This is a genomic window from Anatilimnocola aquadivae (assembly GCF_049819085.1).
In the GTDB taxonomy this organism is placed as follows: domain Bacteria; phylum Planctomycetota; class Planctomycetia; order Pirellulales; family Pirellulaceae; genus Anatilimnocola.
Map to the genome: position 1 here is coordinate 6,277,745 of NZ_CP187419.1, position 21,893 is coordinate 6,299,637.

The following is a 21,893-nucleotide window of genomic DNA, read 5'->3' on the forward strand; positions in this document are numbered from 1 at the left end:
CCAAGCAATCATTGACTGCTGCATGCTCCCGATGGGCCTCGTCGCAACGGCGATTTGTACCAGGGTTCGCAAACCCTGCCAGTTTGTGAACATCCCTCCAGTTGAGCAAATAGGCTTTGCCCAATAAAGCCTGTCTTCCCACAAGTTGGAGCATCTGCCCAACAGGTCCGCTGTTAGTTATTTTTGCTGGCGTATCCAAGGAGAAAGAGGACACTCACGGCCATTGGAACGCAAATCCAAATCCAATACGACAACCAGAAGTCGAATGGATGCCCAGTACGAGAAACCGTTTGTCCGGTAGAACTAAAGCGGCCAGACACTACGCTCAGAACTTGGACTGCGGTTATGCCGGCAATGAAACCGGAAACCACTACCGCTTGAAACCAGTCAGCAGCACCTCTCCAAGCAGTTGCTGTCGCGGCCAAAATTCCGAACAGATTAACGACCACAGCAAACGCCACGGCTAGTCGCGTCACTCGCAGATCGTGCCTTGAACCTGGCTCTGCGCTTAACGTACAAAACGCGAAGAGCTTCTTCAAAGTGCCATCTCCGCTACTCCCGCACAATCATACTGAGCGCCACGCCTATGGCAGCAGCAAATTGCCGCAGCATCGACATCTGCGGGCGCGACTGTTGAGGAACTGATTCGCGGGCCGATGCCTTTGGTAGTTTAAGCCCTACGCCATCACTTTTGGACGAGCCGGCCGTGCATTCTAGCGTTCCGTGAAAACGCTCGCCGCACGCTCCCAGTGAGCCTGGTCGCGGCAACGATGTGCGCGAAGGTTTAGTTTGAGCTGCGCGACTCGACCACACCCTACCTAGGTCATAGCCTCCGTTCAGTCGTATCGTTCCCCTTCATAGGCAGCGGTTAGGCGGCTGCGGAAGGGTTGCGACGGGGCGAGGCTGGCATGATCGGCGCGGCCGTTGGTGGAAGTGTATCCGGCGCCGAGCGAGCCGTTGCCGAACATCGTTCGAGTTGGCAATTGCAGGTTATCGGGAGCCAGCAGGTCTTTTTCCATCGTGGGCGTCGTGCGCAGGTCGAGCGTGAGTGGCATCTCGGCATGATGTTCTTCAGCGGGTGTCACCAAGCCGCTGCCCGGGGTGTGTCCCATCGCGAAGAAGCGGGCATGACGTCGACCTTCGGCTTCGTTGGCATTCACGGGGAACGTCTCGTAACTACGACCGCCAGGGTGAGCCACGTGATACGTGCAGCCACCGATCGAGCGATTCAGCCAGGTATCAATCACATCGAACACCAGCGGCACATTGGTGCCGATGGTCGGATGCAAACACGAGGGTGGCTGCCAGGCGCGGTAACGCACACCGGCAACAAACTCGCCATTTACGCCGGTCGGATGGAGCGGCACGCGGCGGCCATTGCAGGCGATCACGTGGCGCGTGTCGACCAGTCCGCTGACCTTCACCTGCACGCGTTCGACCGACGAATCGACGTAACGGGCTGTTCCGCTGCTGGTGCTCTCTTCGCCCAGCACGTGCCAAGGCTCGATGGCGGTTCGCAGTTCCAGCGTCACTCCGCGCTGGGCAATGTTGCCGAGCGTGGGGAAGCGGAACTCGAAGTGCGGGGCGAACCAGGCTTCCTGCAGCGGGAAACCGGCATGACGCAGTTCGTACAACACATCCTGCAGGTCTTGCTGTATGAAGTGCGGCAGCGCGAAACGATCGTGCAACTCGGTTCCCCAGCGCACGAGCCGAGCGCGATACGGTTCGTGCCAAAAGCGGGCGAGTAGCGACCGCAGCAGCAACTGCTGCACGAGGCTCATCTGCCAGTGCGGCGGCATTTCAAACGCCCGCATTTCGAGCAGACCGCGACGTCCCGCTGAGCTATCGGGGGAGTAGAGCTTATCGATGCAGAACTCGGCCCGGTGCGTGTTGCCGGTTAGATCGGTGAGCAAGTGACGGAAGATGCGGTCAACCAGCCAGGGCTTCACTCCGGGCTGATTGCGAATCTCTTGGAACGCGATCTCCATCTCATACAGCGAATCATTGCGGGCTTCGTCGATGCGCGGTGCTTGGCTCGTTGGTCCCAAAAACATGCCGCTGAACAGATACGAAAGCGACGGATGATTGTGCCAGTACGAGATGAGGCTGCGGAGCAAATCGGGCCGCTGCAGAATCGGGCTCTCGGCCGGCGTGGGACCGCCGATGACAATATGATTGCCACCTCCGGTGCCCGTGTGCTTGCCATCAAGCATGAACTTCTCGGCCGTGAGGCGCGATTCATGCGCCAGTTGATAGAGCACTTCGGTATTGGCAGCGAGTTCTTCCCAGTTGTCGGTGGGATGAATGTTGACTTCGATCACGCCTGGGTCAGGTGTCACCGACAGGCTATCGACGCGATAGTCGTGCGGCGGGCCATAGCCTTCCATCTGCACCGGTATGTTGAGTTCATTTGCCGTCGCTTCGATGGCCGAGACCAGGTCGAGATAGTCCTCGAGGATCGAGAACGGAGGCATGAAGATGTACATCGTGCCGCCGCGCGTTTCGATGCACAGCGCCGTGCGCACGATGCCTGAAGCCGATTCGCCAGGCTGAGGCCGCGTGTCGCTGCTCGTTTGAAACTTCACGAGCGTATCGCGCCGACGATCGCCGGCATTCGGCGTATTGAAGCCGTCAAAATCCTGAGCATGCGAGTGCGAGCCCGAAATGGCTCCGGTCGGATAGCCCGGCATTTCGCCGCCAAAATTCTTCTCCCATACCGATTGCGGCTTGGCGGCCGCGTTGTAGCGGGCCATCAAGTCGCCCGCGTCCGGAGCCCAGAACGTGCCGTCATTCGCGTCGGGCAATGGTGGCAGCTTGGCCGAGGGATCGATTTCGTCCGGCTTGAACAGATCGCCAGGAGCGACCCACGGAATGCTATCCAGCGGCAAGCGGAAGCCCATCGGCGAATCGCCGGGGATCAGGAACATGTGTTCGCGACGCAGGAACCAGCTACCGCTGATCCAATAAGCACCTTCGCGAGTGTGGATCCGCTGCACCGGCAAAGCGTAACCAATGATCTTCTCGAGACCGTGATCGAAGATCTTGGCAATCCGCGCCCGCTCTTCGGCATCGGCCAGATTGTTATTCAGCGGATCGACATTGGTAGGCAGGCGGCGTTCGCGCCACATGTAGTACCAAACGTCTTCGTAGCCGGGAATCTCTTTGCCCGGATCGATGCCGAGTCGTCGCGACAGGACCTGCGCAAACCGCTGGGCATCGCGGTCGGTGAACTTGTACTTCTCACCATCTTCGGCCACGAGCGCCGGATTGCGCCAAAGTGGTTGACCATCCTTGCGCCAGAAGGCTGTGAGGTTCCAGCGCGGCAACGATTCGCCGGGGTACCACTTGCCTTGACCAAAGTGGAGCATCCCTTGCGGCGCGAAGTGATCTCGCAGTTTGCGGAACAAGATACCCGCGCGTTCGCGCTTGTGCGGACCGAGAGCGGCGGTGTTCCATTCGGGGGCATCGCGCTGATCGATCGAAACGAACGTCGGTTCGCCACCCATCGTCAGGCGGCAATCGGCGGCCCGCAGTTCATCGTCGATCTGCGCACCGAGGGCTTCGATGGAATTCCATTGCCGGTCGGTGTAAGGCTTGGTGACGCGAGGATCTTCGTGGATCCGGGTCACCGTCATTTCAAATTCAAAATCTTCCTTCACCTTGGCGTCGGCAGGATCGGTTTCGAGTTTGTTCCAGGTATAGCTGCCGGTAATCGCGGCCGCCGAGATGGGGTCGGCAGCACAAGCGAGCGGAATGTGCCCTTCGCCAGCGAGCAGACCGCTGGTGGGGTCGAGACCTACCCAGCCCGCACCGGGAATGAAGACTTCGGTCCAGGCATGCAGGTCGGTGAAGTCGGTCGTCGGTCCGCTCGGGCCATCGAGCGATTTCACATCGGCCGTCAATTGAATCAAGTAACCCGAGACGAACCGCGCGGCCAATCCCAAGTGACGCATCAAGTTTACGAGCAGCCACGCCGAGTCCCGGCAACTGCCCGAGCCGAGCGTCAATGTTTCTTCGGCCGGTTGAATGCCCGGCTGCATGCGAATGACGTACGAGACGCGGTTCTGCACCGCCTGATTCAGTTCCACCAGATAGTCGACCGTGACCGCTTCGGGCTTGCGGCAGGTTTCGACCAGTTGTTGCAACAGCGGACCAGCGGTGGAGGTCTCGAAGTACGGAGTCAATTCGCGAGCCAAGATGGGCTCGTAGGCGAAGGGAAACTTTTGCGCGTAGGTATCGATGAAGAAGTCGAACGGGTTGATCGCGGTCATCTCGGCGACGAGATCGACTTCGAACACGGCTTCGGTCGCTGGCTCCGGAAACACGAACCGCGCCAGGTAGTTGCTGTACGGATCTTGCTGCCAATTCAGAAACTGCAGCTCCGGCTGCACCTTGAGCGAATAGCTCAAGATAGGCGTGCGACAGTGCGGCGCCGGCCGCAGCCGAACCACGTGCGGCATCAGCGTGACGGAGCGGTCGTAGCGGTAAACGGTGCGGTGATGCAGGGCGACGCGAATAGCCATAGCGGTTCGTTGCAATCTGGGCGAGTGGTCTGTGGATCGAAGGTATCGGCAAGGCAAAGACGTCGGCTTGGGCAAATCGAGCAGGCCTAATTCAAGCGCTGCGACCGATTCGCGCGGCAGTTGCCGCGGCTCTGATCGATCCTTCGAAGAGATAGTCGCGGTGGTGCGAACGCGCGCTAAGCGCCGCGTAGCAATTCCCATTCCGCTGCTCAAAACCAGCCTTAGAAACTAAGGCATTTACTGTTTTTCGGCTATCCTAGGGAGCAATTCAGCGGCGTTGCTACGACCTGAATGTAATCACTGCCTGACCATTGGGCGAGCGTTGCCCGGTTTCTGAGCCAAGTTGTTGGGCCCAAACGATGACCTGGTTCTCCACCAATTCGAAGACATTGCTGCTCATTGGCTTGGCCGTGCTCCATTGCCTATGGCGGCTGATTGTCTTTATCTGGAACCCGCTAAACCTCACTGGTTCACCTTATGCGGCCTATGAGGCCTCGACATTTGCCAGTTCCGGCCTGCTGGCGATGTGGCTCGTCTTGGGATCAGAACCACTCCATTGGCGCGTCACACGGCTGGGCGGGGCTTATCTGATCTTGCGAGTTGCCCAGGATGCCGGCTTGTTGATTCATGATCCGAAGGTCAGCGACCACCATGCGATTCAGCTGTTTCGCTGGGTCGACGATTATACGATTCTCGTTTCGTTCGGCTTCGCCCTTGCGATTCGCTGGCTAACGGGTTGGCGATTGCAACACATCGCAAAGGGTACCCCGGCAATCTCCGTCAATCAGTTTCGCCTGAAGCAACTGCTGGCAGCAACAGCGCTGATCGGCGCGCTACTGGCTGCCGCCAAGTCCGATTGGCTGAAAGAGAAAATGCCCCACAGCGGCATTGACGCGATTCTTGCCCTGCATGCAATTCTCATTAGCATGTCGCTGCCACCGGCGCTGATCCTGCTCTGGCCGCGCCTGAGTTGGCAGTCACTGCTTCTGGCCATCTTGGCTTGGATCAGTGTTCCATTTTTGTTCAGCGGCTATTTTCGTCTGGCCGAAGTTATTGTGACCGACGACATGTTTGACCCATACGTCCTCGTGCTGGCCGCTAGTCCCTCCACGGTCGCACTCTTCAGCGCGATCGCGCTGCGACTGGCGGGCTATCGCCTCTTCGTGCCACTCGCGATTCCGTCGCGCCGGCGGCGATTGCCCGTGACCATCGAAGTTCCTATTTTGCCAACTGCTTCAACCGCTGAATGAGCTGCGCGGGATGATCGGCCGAGAGTGAATCAGGCTGATGGGCGAGTAACGCGTGCAGTTCCTCTTCGGTTCCCTGCTCGCCATTGAGATGCAACTTGCAGCCCGTTTTGCGAACTCGCGCGGGAAGTGATTCATCTTTGAGCCACTTCGGCCAGAGTCGAAGCATCTCGACACCGGCGGCTGCATAGGCTTCGATCTCGTCCGGCTTCGCCATCAGCCCGAGTTGCCGAGCCTTCGGCAGTAACTTGCGAAACTGTTTCGCCTGGTCAACGCTACGCACGCCGACAATGGTCCGCGCTTCATCGCCGGATTTACGAATGACGGCCGCGACGCGCTCGGCATATTCATCGCCGGTTTCCTTCAGATCGAGCAGCAGGTCGATCTTGCCGCGGCAAACGTCGGCCGCCTCAGCCAGCGTGGCGAGCGGTTCCCCCTTAAACTCAGCGGCGAACTTTGCGCCGGCATCAAGCTGTTTCAGTTCGGCCAGCGTGAGCTCGCCGATCGAGCCTTTGCCGTTGGTCATCCGGTCAACCTTGGCATCGTGTGAGAGAACCAGCTTGCCATCTTTCGTGGTCCGCACGTCGACTTCCGTCGCCGTGGCTCCCACTTCGATCGCGCGACGAATGGCAGCGAGTGTGTTCTCGGGCCGTTCGGCACTCACGCCACGGTGCGCTATGATTTGCTTCACGTTCTTGGCGGCGGAGTTGAGGTCGGCAGCGACTAAATTCACTGGCAGAGAGAGAAGCAACAGGCAACCAAAAGTAGAAAGCGTTTGCATAAATGGTTCGACCCACGGCGAGCTAGTGCAAAAGGCAATGAACCCCCGCCGCAGGGGCGGGGGCGGAAGGAAGGCAGAGATCAGAGCAGCGGCAAGCGGTAGCCTTGCATCAGCGCGATGCCGAGGGCGATCAAGGCGAGGCCAAACATGCCCAGGCAAAGGCGGGCGACGTTGCGTCCCCAGAGGTTGGTCATCCAGCGGGTTTTATGCAGCCCTAAGAGCAGCTCGCTGTTAGCTGCGGCCCCGAAAATGAAGAACACGCCTGTGACGCACGTAATCGCGCCGACAAAAACATCTTGCATGGTGAACAGAACGGAGAGGATCAATGGACATCGACGGCCGAAGCATGCTGCGGCACCACCAGGTGCGGCAACCATGTCTGCCATGCAGCATACTTGGGATTGCTCAGTTTTTGCAGCAGGAGTGGGTTCGCCTTGGGCTCGATGGGCTTGGTCATTAAGTGCATGTGAGCTTCGTGCGGCGTGCGGTTCGCCTTCTTGGTGTTGCAACCGACGCACGAGCAGACAACATTCTGCCAGCTGGTCTCGCCTCCGCGGCTGCGCGGCATGACGTGATCGAGACTCAGCTGATGCGAGGGAAACGAGCGGCCACAGTATTGGCACTTGTGGCCATCGCGAGCAAACAGATTGCGGCGATTGAACCGCAGGACACTCCGCGGCGAACGATCGTACTGCAGCAAGCGCACCACGCGAGGACATTGCACCTCGAAGTGCACCGCGCGAATCCAGTCCTCGTGAGGTTGCTTTTCTTGCGCGCGAAATGCACTGATCTCGCACCAGCTTTCGAAATCGTAGTTCGCAAACTGACCGTCTTCGAGGTGTACGATCTCGGCGCATTCGCGATAGAGCAAGATGAACGCGCGGCGCACCGAAATGACATGCACCGGCAAATAGAAGCGATTCAGCACAAGAACGCTGGAACTCAACACACGTTCTGAGTCCGCTTCGATCACGCAGTTTCCCTCCGCGACGTTCGGTTGAATCACGCTTTATTCTACCGAGCCGCCCAGGCAGTGGCCAGTCGAGAGTTGGCTGAACTTTATCGCTCCCAAAATAGCAACGGCTGCGCGTTAAATATTTCGCAAGTGGCACGATGTTGCCATCAGCGCGCAACAAAAGTCGGATCTGTGCGACTTTCTGGTAGAATCACCTTGTGGGATTTCGGGAGTCAGCGTTAGGATGAATGACGTTGTGAGTGGGCACGTCCGGGTGCACACTCGCCGCTGATCCAGGCTTTTAAGGGGTGGATACGTATGCGTCACTACTCGTGTGATCGATGCAAGCGAGTGCTCGATCCGCAGGACGACCTTCGGTATGTCGTACGGCTAGAAGTCCAAGCCGTCATGGAACCGATCAACGACAACGAGTTGGCCGATGATCGCGATCATCTGTGCGAGATCGAAGAGATCCTCGAACGTGCCGATGACGAAATGAACGAGGCCATCGGCGACGATGTCTATCAAAAGAAGAGCTTCGATCTGTGCTGCAACTGCTATCGCAGTTTCATTCAGAATCCGCTGGGACGCGAAACCAAGGTTTCGCTGAACTTCAGCCAGAACTAGCACCGTGTCCCACCGATAGGCCGCAGCTATGTGGGGCCGCTATCGCCGCTGGCCACGTTTGACGCCGCTGATCATCACCGCTGCAGTTATCGCCGCGGTGAGCTGGTATTTATTTCGCCAGACAACCGAGCCTCGCAACTTGCTGGCAGCCTTTTCGCAAGCAACAGCGGTTGCGCGCGAAGGCTCCTGCGAAGTACTCGCCGTGATCGATGGTGATACGTTGCTCGTCAAGCAACCTGCGAATGAGAAGCTGCCGGAGTTCATCGGCAAGGTTCGCCTGCTGGGCATCAACACACCCGAGACCGTCAAACGGGGCGAATCACCCCAAGCTTTTGGGCAGGCAGCTACTGACTTCACCCAGCGGCGCGTTGACCAGGGCGGCGTCACGCTCGAACTCGATAAGCGGCGAGTTGATCGGTACGGCCGCTTTCTCGCCTATGTGTACGTCGGCAATCGCTTGCTCAACGAAGAGCTTGTCGTCGCTGGTCTCGCGCGAGTACACACCTACCCGGGCGACTCGATGACGATCAATCGCCAGTTATTGCGCGCTCAGGATGAAGCGAAACGAGAGCGACGAGGGATTTGGCAAGAGCAGGACGTTTTTTCAGAGCCGACGAATACAGAGGAGTAGTCAAGTTCAGATCAAACGCCCCCGGGCCTGCTCCGGGGGTTTAACGGCTTTTGCGCTAGCCTTGAGCCGGTTGGCAGTTAGTGCAGAAGCCAATGAACCCCCGCCGCAGGGGCGGGGGCGATTGGAAATCTACAGTATGCCGCCAGCTTGCGGGTCAACGGCCACGCCGTGGCAGAGTTTGGCGAGGCGAGCCAGGACCAATAGCAACGTGCCAGGGTCGAGCGGGCCGTCGTCTTCGTCGAGCGAGTCGCCCATCTCTTCGAAATGGAAGACATCGAAGCGCGCATTGCTGAGCAACATCCGGTCGAACTTCGCTTTTTCTTCTGTGGTCAGCGACTGCCCGCGAAATTCCTTCTTCAGTTCGACAATCTGCTCGCGAACTTCATCCCCTTCGATGTAGGTGATGTCGATCCCTGAGGAGTCGATGTGCGAAAGAAGCGTCATGCCTTCTAGTTCGCCGTTATCGCCGTCGGTCGATTCGTTGATGTTGAGCCCGGCCTTCAGTTCTTGCAGCGCCTTTTTCACAGCCGCCGAAGTGGGGCGGTTTTTAGCGTCAAACAGCACGAAGTAGGTTTCGCGCCATTGAAAGCGGGAGTCTTCAAAGAGGGACATGCCAAGCGTCTCCCGCGGACAAATCTGAAATTCTGGATGCAGGGTCGATGCGAAATCACTCACTCGAAATCGTTTCCGCGTTCTTGGCCGTTGTACCACGCTTCGAGGGCTTTCAGCACCCCGTCGCGTTCGATCCGCGACGCAAAGACCGATTCGTCTCCTTCGAGACGAACTTCGTAATCGCCTTCGAAAGTGCAGTCGTCGTTGCCGCAAAAATGAGGCACGTCCGCAATCCAGACAATGCGATACAGCGGCACATGCTTATCGTCAATCAACGCAAAAATCGAAGACACAACCGCACTCCTCACTTCCGGCCGAGAAACCCCAGCAACTCCGTTAGGTCACCAATTTCCTGACCTCTCGGGCTTTAACGCCCAAATTGTATCCCAAAGCGGGCGTTGCGTCGAATGGGAGGGTAGCCCGTCCAGACTTGCGCGAACGGCTATTCCTGCTGCTTGTTTTTCTTCTTTCCCTGCCCTTTCGCGGCCGTATTGCTGCCCCATGCTGGCGGCATGAGCTGGGAATCCCAGGTATTCCACTTGGCTTGCATTTCCTTCACCTTGTCCGGCATCTTGGCAGCGAGGTCTTTTGTTTCGCCCAGATCGTCCGTCAGGTTGTACAGCTTGGCGGGACTGGTGGTCTTCGGCTTAGACGGATCGAGATCGGCAGTCGTGTCGTAGCGAACGAGTTTGTAATCACCCATGCGAATCGCCATCTGCGGACCAAAGCGCCAGTAGAGCGCATCGTGAGGCGGCTTCTTATTCGCGCCGCTGACGTGGGGATAAAGGTCGACGCCATCGGGCTCGAAGCCGCCTCGGGCTTTTGTGCCGGTGGCGGCGAGAATCGTCGCGTGCAGGTCGAGTTGAATCACCGGATGTTCATAGACGCCGCTATCAATCTTGCCGGGCCAATGCACGACAAACGGCACACGAATGCCACCCTCGAGCGTCGTGCGCTTCGAACCTCGGAGGGGTGAGTTGATTGAACCGTTGACGGTCACGCCGGGCATCGTGGGGCCGCCGTTATCGCTGATGAACATCACAAGGGTGTTCTTGTCGGCACCGGTCGCCTTCAATTTGGCAAGCACACGGCCGATGGCTTCGTCCATGGCAAACATCATGGCTGCATAGGTGCGGCGTTGTTTGTCTTCGATGTGAGCAAACTTCTTCAGCCTGGCATCGTCGGCTTGCATCGGTGTATGAACGGCGTTGAAAGCTAAGTACAGAAAGAAGGGGCTCTCCTTCTGCTTGCCAATGAAGTCTTCGGCTTCGCGTGCGAAAGCGTCGGTCAGGTATTCCTTTTCATCGACGGGAGTATTCCCGCGCACGATTCCCTTGTCGTCGAAGTAGTCATGGGCACCGCCGAGGAAGCCAAAGAATTCCTCAAAGCCTCGCTCTTGCGGTTGGTACTCGGTCTCGCTGCCCAGGTGCCATTTGCCGATGAGTGCCGTCTTGTAACCGGCATCTTTGAGATGGTTGGCGATTGTTAATTCGGTTGGATGCATCCCTTGTCTGGCACCGCCCGGGTTAAATTCGTGACCAAACCGCTGTTGATAGCGGCCGGTGAGCAATCCAGCGCGGGTCGGAGAACAATAGGGGCCGGTTACGTAGCCATTGGTGAACTTCGTGCCGGCCAAAGAGAGCTTATCGAGGTTCGGGGTGGGAATGTCTTTGCAGCCATGAAAGCCGACATCGGCGTAGCCCATGTCGTCGCCGACGATCAACAGCACATTCGGCCGGCTATCCGCAGCAGAGAGCACCGCAGCGCAAATCGTTAATGCGCAAAAGCACGAGAGAGCAGATTTCCACATGGCGATGAATCCCAGAGAGGAGAAAAGGAATCACTACGACCGGACAGTTTTCAAATCCCGCTGCCAAACCTGCGGCGACCACTGAGACGTAACCCAACGATCTTTGGTGGCCAGTTCACGCACGGTCAGCTTGCCGTTGCCAATCTCGAAGTAAAAGAACGCCTGCGCGTCACTGCGAAAGTGCGCACCGTTGTCGACATTGAATAGATCAAAACCTTGCTCGGCGCGGGCGGCTGTTCCATTCCACTTGAGCACATTCCTGGCATGCGTATGACCGTACAGAATGGCAGCGATGTTGTACTTGGCGATGGCCGCATGAAAGCCGCGGGCATCGCACGGATGCCATTCTTTGGCAGAGTTCTTCTCGTCCAGGTCACACGGCGTCGAGTAACGCTGCACATCAATGTGGTGCGTGATCACCACCGGTCGTCCACTGTCGCCCACTGCGGCGGCGAGGTCTTCTTTCAAAAACTCCAGGCTGTCGAGCGGGTTGTAGCGGCGAGGCTGAGACTTGTCTTGATTGCTGCCGACGACAATTCCCAGGTTGATGAAGTGAACCAGGTTCTCACCCGTCCCCCAATCCCACGAATAGTGCATTCCATTGGCGGAAGTGTTCTTCAGGCCAGTTCGCTGCTTGGTCCGCTCCTTCAAGCCGTCGATCACCAAGCCCGTTCCGCGCGGGCCATCGTGATTGCCGAAGACTTCATAGACGGGGAACTTCAACTTCCCTTCTTTGCCCGTGAGACCAAAATCGGCGGTGTAGGCATCCCACTCGGTCCGTTGCATTTTTTCGTGAGGGCCACCGGACTTATCGCCGGTGTCGATCAGGTCGCCGGCATGAATGACGCCGTTCAAAGTTGCAACTTCACCGCCACCAGCTTCGGCGGAGATTGCTTTGCCGGGCAGCGAATTCAGCGTGCTTACCAGCTGGGAAGTCACCGCAGCCGAATCGGCGAACATCTCGCCCGGCGATTCTTTGTTCGCCAGGTAGTGGGTATCTCCGATCAAGGCGAATGCGACTGGTTTCGTATTTGCTGCGGTCAGCGCCGGACGAAGAGCCATCGCAGCCGAAGCACCAGCGAGCGTGCCGAGCATTTCGCGTCGTGTGAGTTGCATACTTGGTTTCCAATTCAATCAAAGTAGCCCGAAGCGTTAGCGAGGGAGCAAATCGATTTGAGGCTGCGACTTGACGTCTGACTCCCGACTTTTATTTGAGCAAGGCTGCGATCTTCGCCGAGATTTCCGCTGCTTTCTGATTTGCCTCGTCGACAGGCAATCCCTTGGCAACACCGGGACGTTTATGTCCAGCGGTACCAACGTATGAGTCTCGCAGTACGTTCAGCCTTTGCTGAATGAGCGGCAAGGCTTCGGCCGGCAGCTTGCGTGTTGCAAAATAGTCCTGCGGCGATTTGGCGGTCGTGACTTCGTTGTCACCCATGGCTGCGATGAGTTGCTGTGCCATGTACCAATGGCCATCGCCGTTGGGATGAACTCCGTCAGGCTGCAACGTGAACTTGGGGTCACTCTCACGTTGCTTTTTCACCGCGGCTGTCATCGCAGAATGAAGATCGATCACAATCCAACCTTGTGCACGCTGATTGACCAGCCATTCGCTGTAGCGATCGAGTACGTCGTTGTAGGCAAACTTTTTCGGCGAACGCAGATCGTCGTAGAACGGTGGCGTGATGATGATCAACTTGGCTCCTGCGGCCTTCACTTTGTCCTGCAACTTCTGCCAACCTTGTTGATAGGCAGCGAACCGCTCGGTGTCGAACGGTTCGTAGATCCCGCAATTGATGCCGTAGCAGGCAAAGACTAAATCCGGTTTGACCAGCGGCAAGACGCGGTCGAGACGTTCGAACAGGTCAGGTCGGGGAAACTTACCACCGGCGTGCCCGTCTTCGCTCAAGCCCGAAACTGTTTCGCTGGCGAGACCGCCATTGATCACCGTCGGTGTCTGAGGCCAGCGATTGCTCACGAGCCAGGCATCGAACAGACCCACGTACTGACCGGAGGCCGTGATGCTGTCGCCAAGGAACAAGATCCGCTGCGATTTTTTCACTAGCTCGACGGGCGAAGTCTCTGCACCCTGCACCGCTCCGGCTGAACACAGTGCCGCCGAGACGAGCGTAAGTAATCCGAAGAGCATGCTCTTCGACCAAGTTGCAAAGAAGCACATCACGGGAAACCTTCGCGGAGAGAGGAATGGCGGGAAAGCGGTGCAGCAAGCTCCGTTTACGCCACACGGTAGCTGCTGCCGAAGTGCGGGTAAAGCATTAGCTAATGGCAACTTCGCGGTTGGCCGGGCGTACAGCTGACGCAGTCGGTACGGTTTTGCTGGCAGGCAAGCTTTGCTTCATCCGTCAAGTCGCAGGGCTCCGATAGCAGATTGGTATCGAAGATGGGGCAGAGAAGGCACGCGCGGGATGTGTGTGCAGAAGCAGATACGGCATCGTTGAGGAGCGGCTGGGATGAACCGATCGCTAGAAGCACTAGCTATTTTTGCGATTTGCTTGGGTGGCATTCTTGCCGCCGTACGCATTTCGTCAAAAGACCAGAGCGTTCCCGGTCGCAACATGGCCGAGCGGCCCGCCACACCCGCGGTCCCAGCCAAGGGTAGCAGCTCGGCAAGTGAACAACCGGCTGTTGAGGGTTGCGTAGAAAATGGAGAGCATGCGCCAGCAGACAACAGTGCCTTGGCCTACGAACAAGGCTGTGGGCTCGATCGGGCCGAAGGTCGCGTCTATTCGGCCTTTCCTCCGCTCGTCAGCCCCGAGGCCTTTGTGCGGAGTGTGATTCGCTCGCAGCCGTTGCCCGTGCATGTATTGCCGGAAGCAACCGAGGTTGAAACCGTCGCGACCGGTTATGACACCGCTTACGATGCTGCGATGCAGCTCACGACCGACTCGGCGGAGTTCTCTTACGAAGAGATGGCTGCCGAATATGCGGCTGCGGAACTGGCAGCCGCCGAGCAAAGTGAACAACGAGGCACTTTCAGCGATCTGGGCTCCGAGACTCCCGAAAATCGTTATGCCGCCTGGTATGCAGTTCGCACGCAGTGGCATTCTCTGATGACTTGGAGTGGCTCGCAAACGGCTCACGCCGACTTTGCCTATCTGGCTCCAGCTCGGCGAGCCTTGGAAGTTCGTTGGTCGAACTCGACGCTCTCGGCGATGATGAGCAATCCCAAGGTTCGGTCGCAGGCCCGCCGCGACTTGCTACTCAAGCTGTTCCGGCATCGTGCCGAGGTGACCAACGACGGCCGTATCACCTGGGACGATTATCTGGGCTTTGCCGATCGTCAGTTGGCCCAAGCCAGCGAAGGCAAGTCGGAAACCATCAAAACCAGCCGGCTGTTTCCCCGGCCGCCCAAAAAACTCGAGCAGGATACTATCTGGTCCACTCGCTAAGCCGCTCCCGTAGCCTGCCGCGGCCCATCGCCACCCGCCCAGCCAGCTAAAATCCACCTCAAAGCATGGATTTTGCTGATGTACACTTGAGGCCGGGGATATTGTCTGCCAGCACCGATTTAGATCGCCGAAAGCGTTAGAAATCCGGTCGGGGGGCAATTTCTATTTTTTTGATAGCGTAAGCCCTACCGAGTGAATAGAATGGGCTCTGGCGGTAGCACAAATCGCCATTCATGCAGGGGCGCAGGCTTCAGGGGCGACGGCAGTCTCTTCTCGGAACAGAGGATTCGCACGCCGTCACGTCACCTTTGTTGGAGTTCACCATATGTCGATGCGCAGTCAATTCTGGCTGGCAGGTCTGACGGTTTTAGTTCTCTCGGCTGCAGTTCACGCTGCACCGCCGGCTGCTTCAGCTCGGCTTGCCACGTATGAGAACGCCGCCGGCGAAATGTTTTTCGCGGCGAGTTTGGTCCCTGAAAAGGGAACGGACCCGCAACAAACGAACGAAGTCGTCGTTCTGTTCGATACTTCGGCCAGCCAGGCCGGTGTGTATCGCGACGATGCCCTCGGTGCCTTGCGAGCCATGCTCGCGAAGCTCGGCCCCAACGACCGCGTCAAGCTGGTCGCTGTGGACCTGAATGCCGTCGAAATGTCCAAAGGCTTTGTCGCCCCCAAGGGTGCAGACATCGATGCCGCCATTGCCAAGCTGCAAAACCGAGCCCCACTGGGTGCCACGGATATGCCAGCCGCGTTGGAAGCTGCCGCGACCAGCTTTGTCCCTGGCAAAGCCGCTCACAGCGTTGTTTATCTGGGCGATGGCAACAGCAAAGCCAACATGCTGACCACCGATCGCTTGGCCGAGTCGGTCAATCGCCTGGTAAAGAACCGAGTCGCGGTCACCAGCTATGCCGTTGGTAAAGATGCCAACTTCCCGGTGCTTGCTGCACTCGCCAATCAAACGGGCGGTATGGTTCGCACGGCTGGTCAAGTCGATCCCAACCTGAACGGTCTGGCTTTGGCCACTTACGTTCAAGGCGCGGTGATGTGGCCGACCTCGACCACGATGCCAGAAACCATGGTTGCCGTTTATCCGCAACAAGTTCCTCCGCTGCGTAGCGACCGCGATACGATCATCGTCGGCAAGCTGTCGGCTCGCGATGCGGCCCCGATCAAGATTACCGCCGAGATGAATGGCCAGCCGGTTGATCTCAACTGGCAGCTCAATCCCGAAAAGTCTTCCGAAGATTTCGCCTTCTTGCCGCGCCTGGTTGAATTGGCTCGGGCCGATCGCGGCATGTCGTTGCCCACCGTGGGTACCGCCGGTTTGCGTGAAGTGGCCATCAGCACTCTGCAAAGTGCCGAACAACTCGCCAAGCTGGGTCAAGAAGCTCTCGCTTCTGGCAACACCGCAGGTGCGCTGCACGTTGCTCACGCTGCGTTGGCTCGCGACCCACAAAACCCAGGTGCCATTGCCCTGCGTGAAGCAGCCCAGCGTCAAGCTGGAATTGCTGCTGCTCCGGCGACTCGTGGCGAACCCGACTTGAATCTGGTCAAGCTGCAAGTGCCCGCCGCTGGCGAAGGTCAGCCTTTGCTGACGGATGAAGGTTCGCCGTTGATTCGTCAGTTCGACGAATTGAATCAGGTCAACCAACAACGGATGCAAACTCAGGTCGAGAACGAACTGAACGCAGCCCGTTCTCGCATGGCAACCAGCCCACGTGATGTCGAAGACCAACTCAAGCGGATTCAAGCCACAATCGAAGCCACTCCAGACCTGAGTGCAGAAATTCGTCAACAACTGCGTGAACGCGTCGAGACCGCCATTCGCGAAGCTCGCCGCCAGGCAGTTGTCGTTGAAGAACGTCTGGCCATCGATCAGGAAAAAGCAGCCGTCGGCAAGGAACTTGAACGGATCAATCAAGAGTTGATCTTGGGCGAACAACGCCTGAAGCAGATCATGGATCGCTTCACCTCGTTGATGGAAGAAGGCCGTTACCAGATCGCTGACGACGAAGTCGCCACCGAAGTGGAACGTCTCGATCGCCAAGCCGCGATGACTCGCCAAAATGCGGGCGTGCTGGCCGAATCGGTCACGACCGCCGGTCGTATGCAACGCGGTTACTACCAGCTGACCGAAGTGCAACGTTTGCGTCGCAAGAACTTCCTGGAAACCTTGTATCAAGTCGAGCTTTCTCACATTCCGTTCCCGGATGAACCGCCAATCGTTTATCCGCCAGCCGAACGCTGGGAAGAGCTGACGCTGCGTCGTCGGAAGTACGCATCGGTCGATCTTGCCAAGCAAGGGAGCAAGGAAGAGAAGGTCTACAAGGCCCTCAACGAAGACACCAACTTGGAATTCGTCGATACGCCCTTGAAGGACGTGATGAGCTTCCTGGCTGAGAACCACGGCATCACGATCGTGCTCACCAAGAAGATCGAAGACGCCGGCGTTCAGCCCGATCAACCGGTTACCAAAAACCTCAAGCAGATCAGCTTGCGTTCTGCCTTGCGTCTGCTGTTGGGCGATTTGAATCTCACCTACATGGTGAAAGACGAAGTGCTCAAGATCACGACCGTGGAAGATGCTCAAAGCCCCGAAAACATGTCGACGAAGGTTTACCCGGTGGGTGACCTTGTCGTGCCGATCTCGAACAACAACATCCTGGGCGGCCTGCTAGGCGGCATGGGTGGTGGCATGGGCGGCGGCATGGGTGGTGGTATGGGCGGCGGCATGGGTGGTGGTATGGGCGGCATGGGCGGTGGTATGGGTGGTGGTGGTATGGGTGGTGGCGGCTTGTTTGCCGTCGAAGACGACCTGACCCTCGGTGCCAAGAAGCCAGCCCCAGCGACCGTCAAACCAGCCGAGCAACCCGTTGCTCCAGCGGCTCAACCAGAAGTGAAGCGTCCAGCGGCCGTTACCGGCAAGGTGATCTCGCTGGGCGACAGTAACTGGGACGCGTACTTCGCTGCTCAAAAAGCCGAGATCGCTGCCAAGATTGACACGAAGGACGAAGCTGTAGCTGCTGCCCAAGCGGCCCAGCTAATGGCCGACATTCGCGAGACCATTCGTCAGCAAATGGAAGCCAAGAAATTCGGCGACATCACCTCGCTCATCCAAGCTGCCATGCGGCACGGTTGCGTGGAGCATTGGATGTACGAAGCTCTCGGTTTGGCCATGCAAGCCAATCAGGCTCCGCCCGAAGAACTCGAGCGCGCCCTGATGTCGGCTGTCGACTTCGCTAACTCCGAAGACGAAATGCTGTTCATTGCGGCTTACATGCACAAGGCTGGCTTGTTTAAGCGAGCCCTGCAGATCTGCCAACAAGTGACTGCGGCCAATCCAGCTCGCCATGACGCTTACCTGCAAGGTTTGCAACTCGCCCAGCGATTGAACGACACCAAGGCCATCGAATGGGCTTGCGTCGGCATCCTGAGCCAATCGTGGACGAAGGAACAGCAACAACTGCCCGCCAATGCTTTCCGCACGGCCAAGGCCACTCACGCCCAACTGGTTGCCGAAAAGCGTCTGGCCGAAGCCAAGCAATTGGATGAAGCAGTGCGCAAGGCTGGCGAGCGGGATTGTGTGGTCTTCGTCAAGTGGACCGGCGATGCCGACATTGACCTGTCGGTCGAAGAACCAGCTGGGACCATCTGCTCGTTCCGTCAACCTCGTTCGACCAGCGGCGGTGTGCTGCTGGGCGATGTCTCGTCGGTGGAAGCCGGCAAGACTACCGATGGCTGCCAGGAAGTGTATGTCTGCGGCGAAGGCTTTGATGGTACCTATCGTGTTGCCTTGAAGAACGTCTGGGGCAAGCCCACCGGCGGCAAGGTAACCATCGATATCTACAGCCACTACGGCACGCCACAGCAGAAGGTGATCCACGAACAAATCCCGCTGACGGATAAGAACGCCGTGGTCGTCTTCGAGCTGAAGGATGGTCGCCGCAAGGATCCATTGCCAGAAGCTCAGGTGGCTCAGGTTGCTCGCGTGCAAAACGCGGTGAACCAAGCTATTTTGGCTCAGCAATTGGGTGGACTCAACAACAACACCGGCAATGCCGGCCAGAACTTCGCCAATGCTCAAGGTGTGAACCAAGCCCTGGCGAATCAACTCGGCTTCGGTCGTGCGGGAGCCGTCGGCTATCGCCCCAGCATTACGGTGTTGCCAGAAGGTGCTCAGTTCCTGTCGAATGCGGTAATCTCGGCCGACCGCCGTTATGTCCGCGTGTCCCCTTCACCTTCGTTCACGTTGATCGCGGAAGTTTACACGTTTAACTTTGTCAGTGGTTCCCAGCAGCAGCAGCAAGGTGGCCAAGGACAAAACAACCAGAACCAACAAGGTGCTGGTGCTGGTGGTGGTGGCGGTTTCTTCTAATCGCCAACTGCTAGTCGCAAGCCAACACAAATGCCTCAGGTTCAATAGCGAGCCTGAGGCATTTTTTGTTTCTTGATTTTCGAAGTTCTCCACGCGGCAGCGATCAGGTCTCGATCTTCGTTCCGAGCAGTGCCAGGAACTGCCTGATCCACGCTGGATGCGCCGGCCAGGCGGGAGCGGTGACAAGGTTGCCGTCGGTGTGCGCGTTATCGAAGCTGCTCGAGGCTGCTACATACTCACCGCCGGCAAGTTCCACCTCTACCTGACAGGCCGGATAAGCGCTCACCTTTCTGCCGTCGATGACCTTGGCCGCAGATAACAGCTGGGCACCGTGACAAATGGCGGCGATCGGCTTTTTGGCACTCGCAAAGTGCCGCACGATTTCCAGCACGCGCGGTGTCATGCGCAAGTACTCGGGCGCTCGCCCACCAGGAATTACCAGGCCATCGAACTTGGCTTCGTCCACGGTATCAAACGTGGCGGTGATGCGAAAAAGGTGTCCAGGCTTTTCGCTATATGTCTGGTCGCCTTCAAAATCGTGAATGGCGGTTTTGATGGTGTCGCCGGCTTTCTTGCCGGGGCAGATCGTTTCGACCTGATGCCCGGCGAGCAGCAACATCTGGTACGGCACCATCGCCTCGTAGTCTTCTACGAAGTCTCCCACAATCATCAGCAGTTTTTTTTGAGCCATCGTTGTGTTCTCCCGTTCGATTACTTCCTGGCTGCAGCCGGATCGATACCCATGTCGCGCAGCATCATTTGCATGTCTTCCCACACGAACTTCTTCGCATCGGGGTTACGCAGCAAATACGCGGGGTGATAGGTGGCCACGACCTTGCTGCCGCGGTAGTCGTGAAAGCGGCCGCGCAACTTTCCAATCAATTCGGTGGTCTCCAGCAATGCCTGGGCAGGCGTCGCGCCCACGCACACGATGTATTCCGGCCTCAGCACGGCGAACTGACGCTCAAAAAAGACGCGGCAGTTAGTCACTTCGTCGGGCTCGGGCTTGCGATTGTCCGGCGGCCGGCAACGAAGGACATTCATGATGTAAACGTCTTCGCGTTTGAACGAGCAGGCTTCGATGATCTTGGTCAGCAATTGGCCGGCGCGACCAACAAAGGGGATTCCTTCGCGGTCTTCATCGGCCCCCGGAGCTTCGCCAAAGATGACAATCCGCGGCATTAGATTGCCGTCGCCAAACACCGTGCGAGAACGATTGCGAACGAGTTGCTGGCAGGCGATACAGCCGGCCACTTCTTTTTTCATCTTCTCGAATTCGGCCAGCCGTTCATCGCGACTCAGCAGCGGACCATCCCAGGGCAACAAGCGGAGCGAATGAGTGTTCTGCGTCGTGGTCGCAGCGGCCGATTTCCGTGGCATAACATCCGTGGGGGCTGAGGGAGAAGTAGTTACGCGCGGCGTTGGAACCGCCGTCGGCGTGTAGGCGGTTGCCGTCGGAGCGGGAACTGAGTTGGGCATTGCCACAGCGGCAGCGGGCGTCGCTGCTGGCAGCGCCCCGATTTGCTGCACGCCGAACCCGCGCAGCGCTTCAAGCTGCTGCACAATCAGGCGGCGAATGTGGTCTGAACTGTTCATGACGTTCCGTAGGGCGAATTTCAACGTGGCCGAAGCTTGAATCTATGCCAAACACCTGCCAGGGTCGATAACCCGCTGAGTGCAGCGAATTCGCAGGATTTGCGATCCGCTGAACGCAGATTTTGTTTGCTAGCCACTTGACAAACGCCCTCGACAACAGGACATTGTTGCTATTGAGACTCAGTCTTAACTAATGACTTCGGTCATTGTCGGCCTGCTTCTCGGTAACCAGCTAGGGCATCGCGCCGCTTCTTTCATAGCGCCGCGTCCTCGCCAGTGATGCCACTCCAACCGGTCCCCGCATGTTGCGGGACCAATTCCCCTTTTGCTTCCTTAGTGAAGCATCTTCTGCTGGAGAGTGCGTTATGCCTGCTGGAAAAAGTTCGCTGAGTCGTCGTACTCGGCTCCGTGCCTTTACCCTCGTCGAGTTGCTCGTCGTCATTGCCATCATTGGCGTGCTCGTGGCCCTGTTGCTGCCCGCCGTGCAAGCCGCTCGCGAAGCTGCCCGCCGCATGTCTTGCACCAACAAGATGAAGCAGATCGTCCTGGCTTCGCACAACTTTCACGATACATATTTGAAATTTCCTTACGCCACGGTCGATAAGCAGCCTGGCGCCGCCGGCACGTCGTGGTACACCGGTCATATTCAGATCATGCCGTTCATGGAGGGAGACGCACTGGCCCGTCGCTGGGATCCCACCAAGCCTCGCAATAATACAGACGATCCGGATGGCGACGGCATCACCAATGCCTCGCTCACTCAAATGAAGATTCCAATCTTCTCGTGCCCCTCGATGACACCCCCTTCCGCGCCGTTGACCGAAAATCGCTCGCCAACCAGCTATATCTTTTCCGCGGGTACATTCGATAGCACGCTGTACGCCTACGGCGGTGCAGCTGAACCGGAATGGGATGGCGCCATCATTCCGCTGAAGGACATCACATCCACGAACGCCATCAATACTCAGCCGACCAAGATGAAGGATATTTCGGACGGGACGTCGAACACGTTCTTTCTCGGCGAAACCGACTTTGCACCGAAGGGAGTTCCCTCGACATCGTACGGCGGCCTGTGGCAGTACGGTTACATCGGCTACAGCATGGGGACGACTTTTCATCCGTTCAATCGCCACAACAACACCGTAACCGTCTATAGCGCGTTCCGCAGCCAACACCCAGCTGGTGCCAACTTTGCCTTGACCGATGGTTCGGTCCGCTTCTTGGCCGAGTCCGTCGACAATCTCGTCTATCAGGCCGCAGCTACTCGGGCCAATGGCGAAGTGCTGCCCTTGCCATAGTCAACAACGTCGCTGAGTTACCAATGCG

General features: G+C 57.9%; 17 protein-coding genes. 6 read left to right on the forward strand and 11 right to left on the reverse strand.

Annotation, left to right across the window (positions count from 1 at the left end; translation table 11 throughout):
- Positions 1-836: 836 nt before the first annotated feature.
- Positions 837-4,523, reverse strand: a complete 3,687-nt coding sequence (locus NA78x_RS24645; RefSeq protein WP_425615044.1) for a DUF2126 domain-containing protein — start codon at positions 4,521-4,523, stop codon at positions 837-839.
- A gap of 359 nt (positions 4,524-4,882) precedes the next feature.
- Between NA78x_RS24645 and NA78x_RS24650 the strand changes: the two genes are divergently transcribed.
- Positions 4,883-5,773 (forward strand): hypothetical protein, encoded by an 891-nt coding sequence (locus NA78x_RS24650; RefSeq protein ID WP_425615045.1) that lies wholly within the window; start codon positions 4,883-4,885, stop codon positions 5,771-5,773.
- Here NA78x_RS24650 and NA78x_RS24655 read toward each other — a convergent pair.
- The 3 genes from NA78x_RS24655 to NA78x_RS24665 form a co-directional block, all read right to left on the reverse strand.
- Positions 5,742-6,551 carry a glycerophosphodiester phosphodiesterase gene (locus NA78x_RS24655; RefSeq protein ID WP_425615046.1) on the reverse strand — a complete coding sequence of 270 codons (810 nt, stop codon included), beginning with the start codon at positions 6,549-6,551 and terminating at the stop codon, positions 5,742-5,744. The two genes, NA78x_RS24650 and NA78x_RS24655, sit on opposite strands and share 32 nt — an antisense overlap.
- Before the next feature lie 80 nt (positions 6,552-6,631).
- Complete coding sequence (locus NA78x_RS24660) at positions 6,632-6,877, reverse strand: hypothetical protein (protein WP_425615047.1); 246 nt, start codon at positions 6,875-6,877, stop codon at positions 6,632-6,634.
- Positions 6,874-7,557: an HNH endonuclease gene (locus tag NA78x_RS24665; protein ID WP_425615048.1), complete on the reverse strand. Its 684-nt coding sequence runs from the start codon at positions 7,555-7,557 to the stop codon at positions 6,874-6,876. The genes NA78x_RS24660 and NA78x_RS24665 overlap by 4 nt, the downstream gene beginning before the upstream one ends.
- A gap of 267 nt (positions 7,558-7,824) precedes the next feature.
- Between NA78x_RS24665 and NA78x_RS24670 the strand changes: the two genes are divergently transcribed.
- Both NA78x_RS24670 and NA78x_RS24675 read left to right on the forward strand, forming a co-directional pair.
- On the forward strand, positions 7,825-8,133 hold the full coding sequence (locus NA78x_RS24670) for a hypothetical protein (protein ID WP_425615049.1): 309 nt from the start codon (positions 7,825-7,827) through the stop codon (positions 8,131-8,133).
- 28 nt (positions 8,134-8,161) lie between these two features.
- Positions 8,162-8,764 (forward strand): thermonuclease family protein, encoded by a 603-nt coding sequence (locus NA78x_RS24675; RefSeq protein ID WP_425615050.1) that lies wholly within the window; start codon positions 8,162-8,164, stop codon positions 8,762-8,764.
- A 129-nt stretch (positions 8,765-8,893) separates the two neighbouring features.
- On the opposite strand, the gene NA78x_RS24680 is transcribed toward NA78x_RS24675, so the two are convergent.
- The 5 genes from NA78x_RS24680 to NA78x_RS24700 all read right to left on the reverse strand — a co-directional run bounded on the left by NA78x_RS24680 (position 8,894) and on the right by NA78x_RS24700 (position 13,365).
- Positions 8,894-9,376: a hypothetical protein gene (locus NA78x_RS24680; RefSeq protein WP_425615051.1), complete on the reverse strand. Its 483-nt coding sequence runs from the start codon at positions 9,374-9,376 to the stop codon at positions 8,894-8,896.
- A gap of 59 nt (positions 9,377-9,435) precedes the next feature.
- Positions 9,436-9,669, reverse strand: a complete 234-nt coding sequence (locus NA78x_RS24685) for a hypothetical protein (protein WP_425615052.1) — start codon at positions 9,667-9,669, stop codon at positions 9,436-9,438.
- 149 nt (positions 9,670-9,818) lie between these two features.
- Positions 9,819-11,186: a sulfatase gene (locus tag NA78x_RS24690; protein ID WP_425615053.1), complete on the reverse strand. Its 1,368-nt coding sequence runs from the start codon at positions 11,184-11,186 to the stop codon at positions 9,819-9,821.
- 33 nt (positions 11,187-11,219) lie between these two features.
- Positions 11,220-12,302 (reverse strand): metallophosphoesterase, encoded by a 1,083-nt coding sequence (locus NA78x_RS24695; RefSeq protein WP_425615054.1) that lies wholly within the window; start codon positions 12,300-12,302, stop codon positions 11,220-11,222.
- A 91-nt stretch (positions 12,303-12,393) separates the two neighbouring features.
- Positions 12,394-13,365, reverse strand: coding sequence for an SGNH/GDSL hydrolase family protein (locus tag NA78x_RS24700; protein WP_425619476.1), 972 nt, complete (start codon positions 13,363-13,365; stop codon positions 12,394-12,396).
- Positions 13,366-13,657: 292 nt separating this feature from the next.
- Here NA78x_RS24700 and NA78x_RS24705 point away from each other — a divergent pair, with 292 nt between their 5' ends.
- The gene (locus tag NA78x_RS24705; RefSeq protein WP_425615055.1) at positions 13,658-14,596 is read left to right on the forward strand and encodes a hypothetical protein; all 939 of its coding nucleotides are present in this window, start codon (positions 13,658-13,660) and stop codon (positions 14,594-14,596) included.
- Positions 14,597-14,921: 325 nt separating this feature from the next.
- A complete protein-coding gene (locus tag NA78x_RS24710; RefSeq protein WP_425615056.1) occupies positions 14,922-18,971 on the forward strand; it encodes a hypothetical protein in 4,050 nt (1,349 codons plus the stop codon).
- 103 nt (positions 18,972-19,074) lie between these two features.
- Here the strand turns inward: NA78x_RS24710 and NA78x_RS24715 are convergent, their stop codons facing one another.
- Positions 19,075-19,662 (reverse strand): DJ-1/PfpI family protein, encoded by a 588-nt coding sequence (locus NA78x_RS24715; RefSeq protein ID WP_425615057.1) that lies wholly within the window; start codon positions 19,660-19,662, stop codon positions 19,075-19,077.
- A gap of 20 nt (positions 19,663-19,682) precedes the next feature.
- Positions 19,683-20,567, reverse strand: coding sequence for a uracil-DNA glycosylase (locus NA78x_RS24720; protein ID WP_425615058.1), 885 nt, complete (start codon positions 20,565-20,567; stop codon positions 19,683-19,685).
- A 365-nt stretch (positions 20,568-20,932) separates the two neighbouring features.
- On the opposite strand from NA78x_RS24720, the gene NA78x_RS24725 reads away from it, so the two are divergent.
- Positions 20,933-21,865 (forward strand): DUF1559 domain-containing protein, encoded by a 933-nt coding sequence (locus tag NA78x_RS24725; RefSeq protein ID WP_425615059.1) that lies wholly within the window; start codon positions 20,933-20,935, stop codon positions 21,863-21,865.
- Positions 21,866-21,893 lie beyond the last annotated feature (28 nt).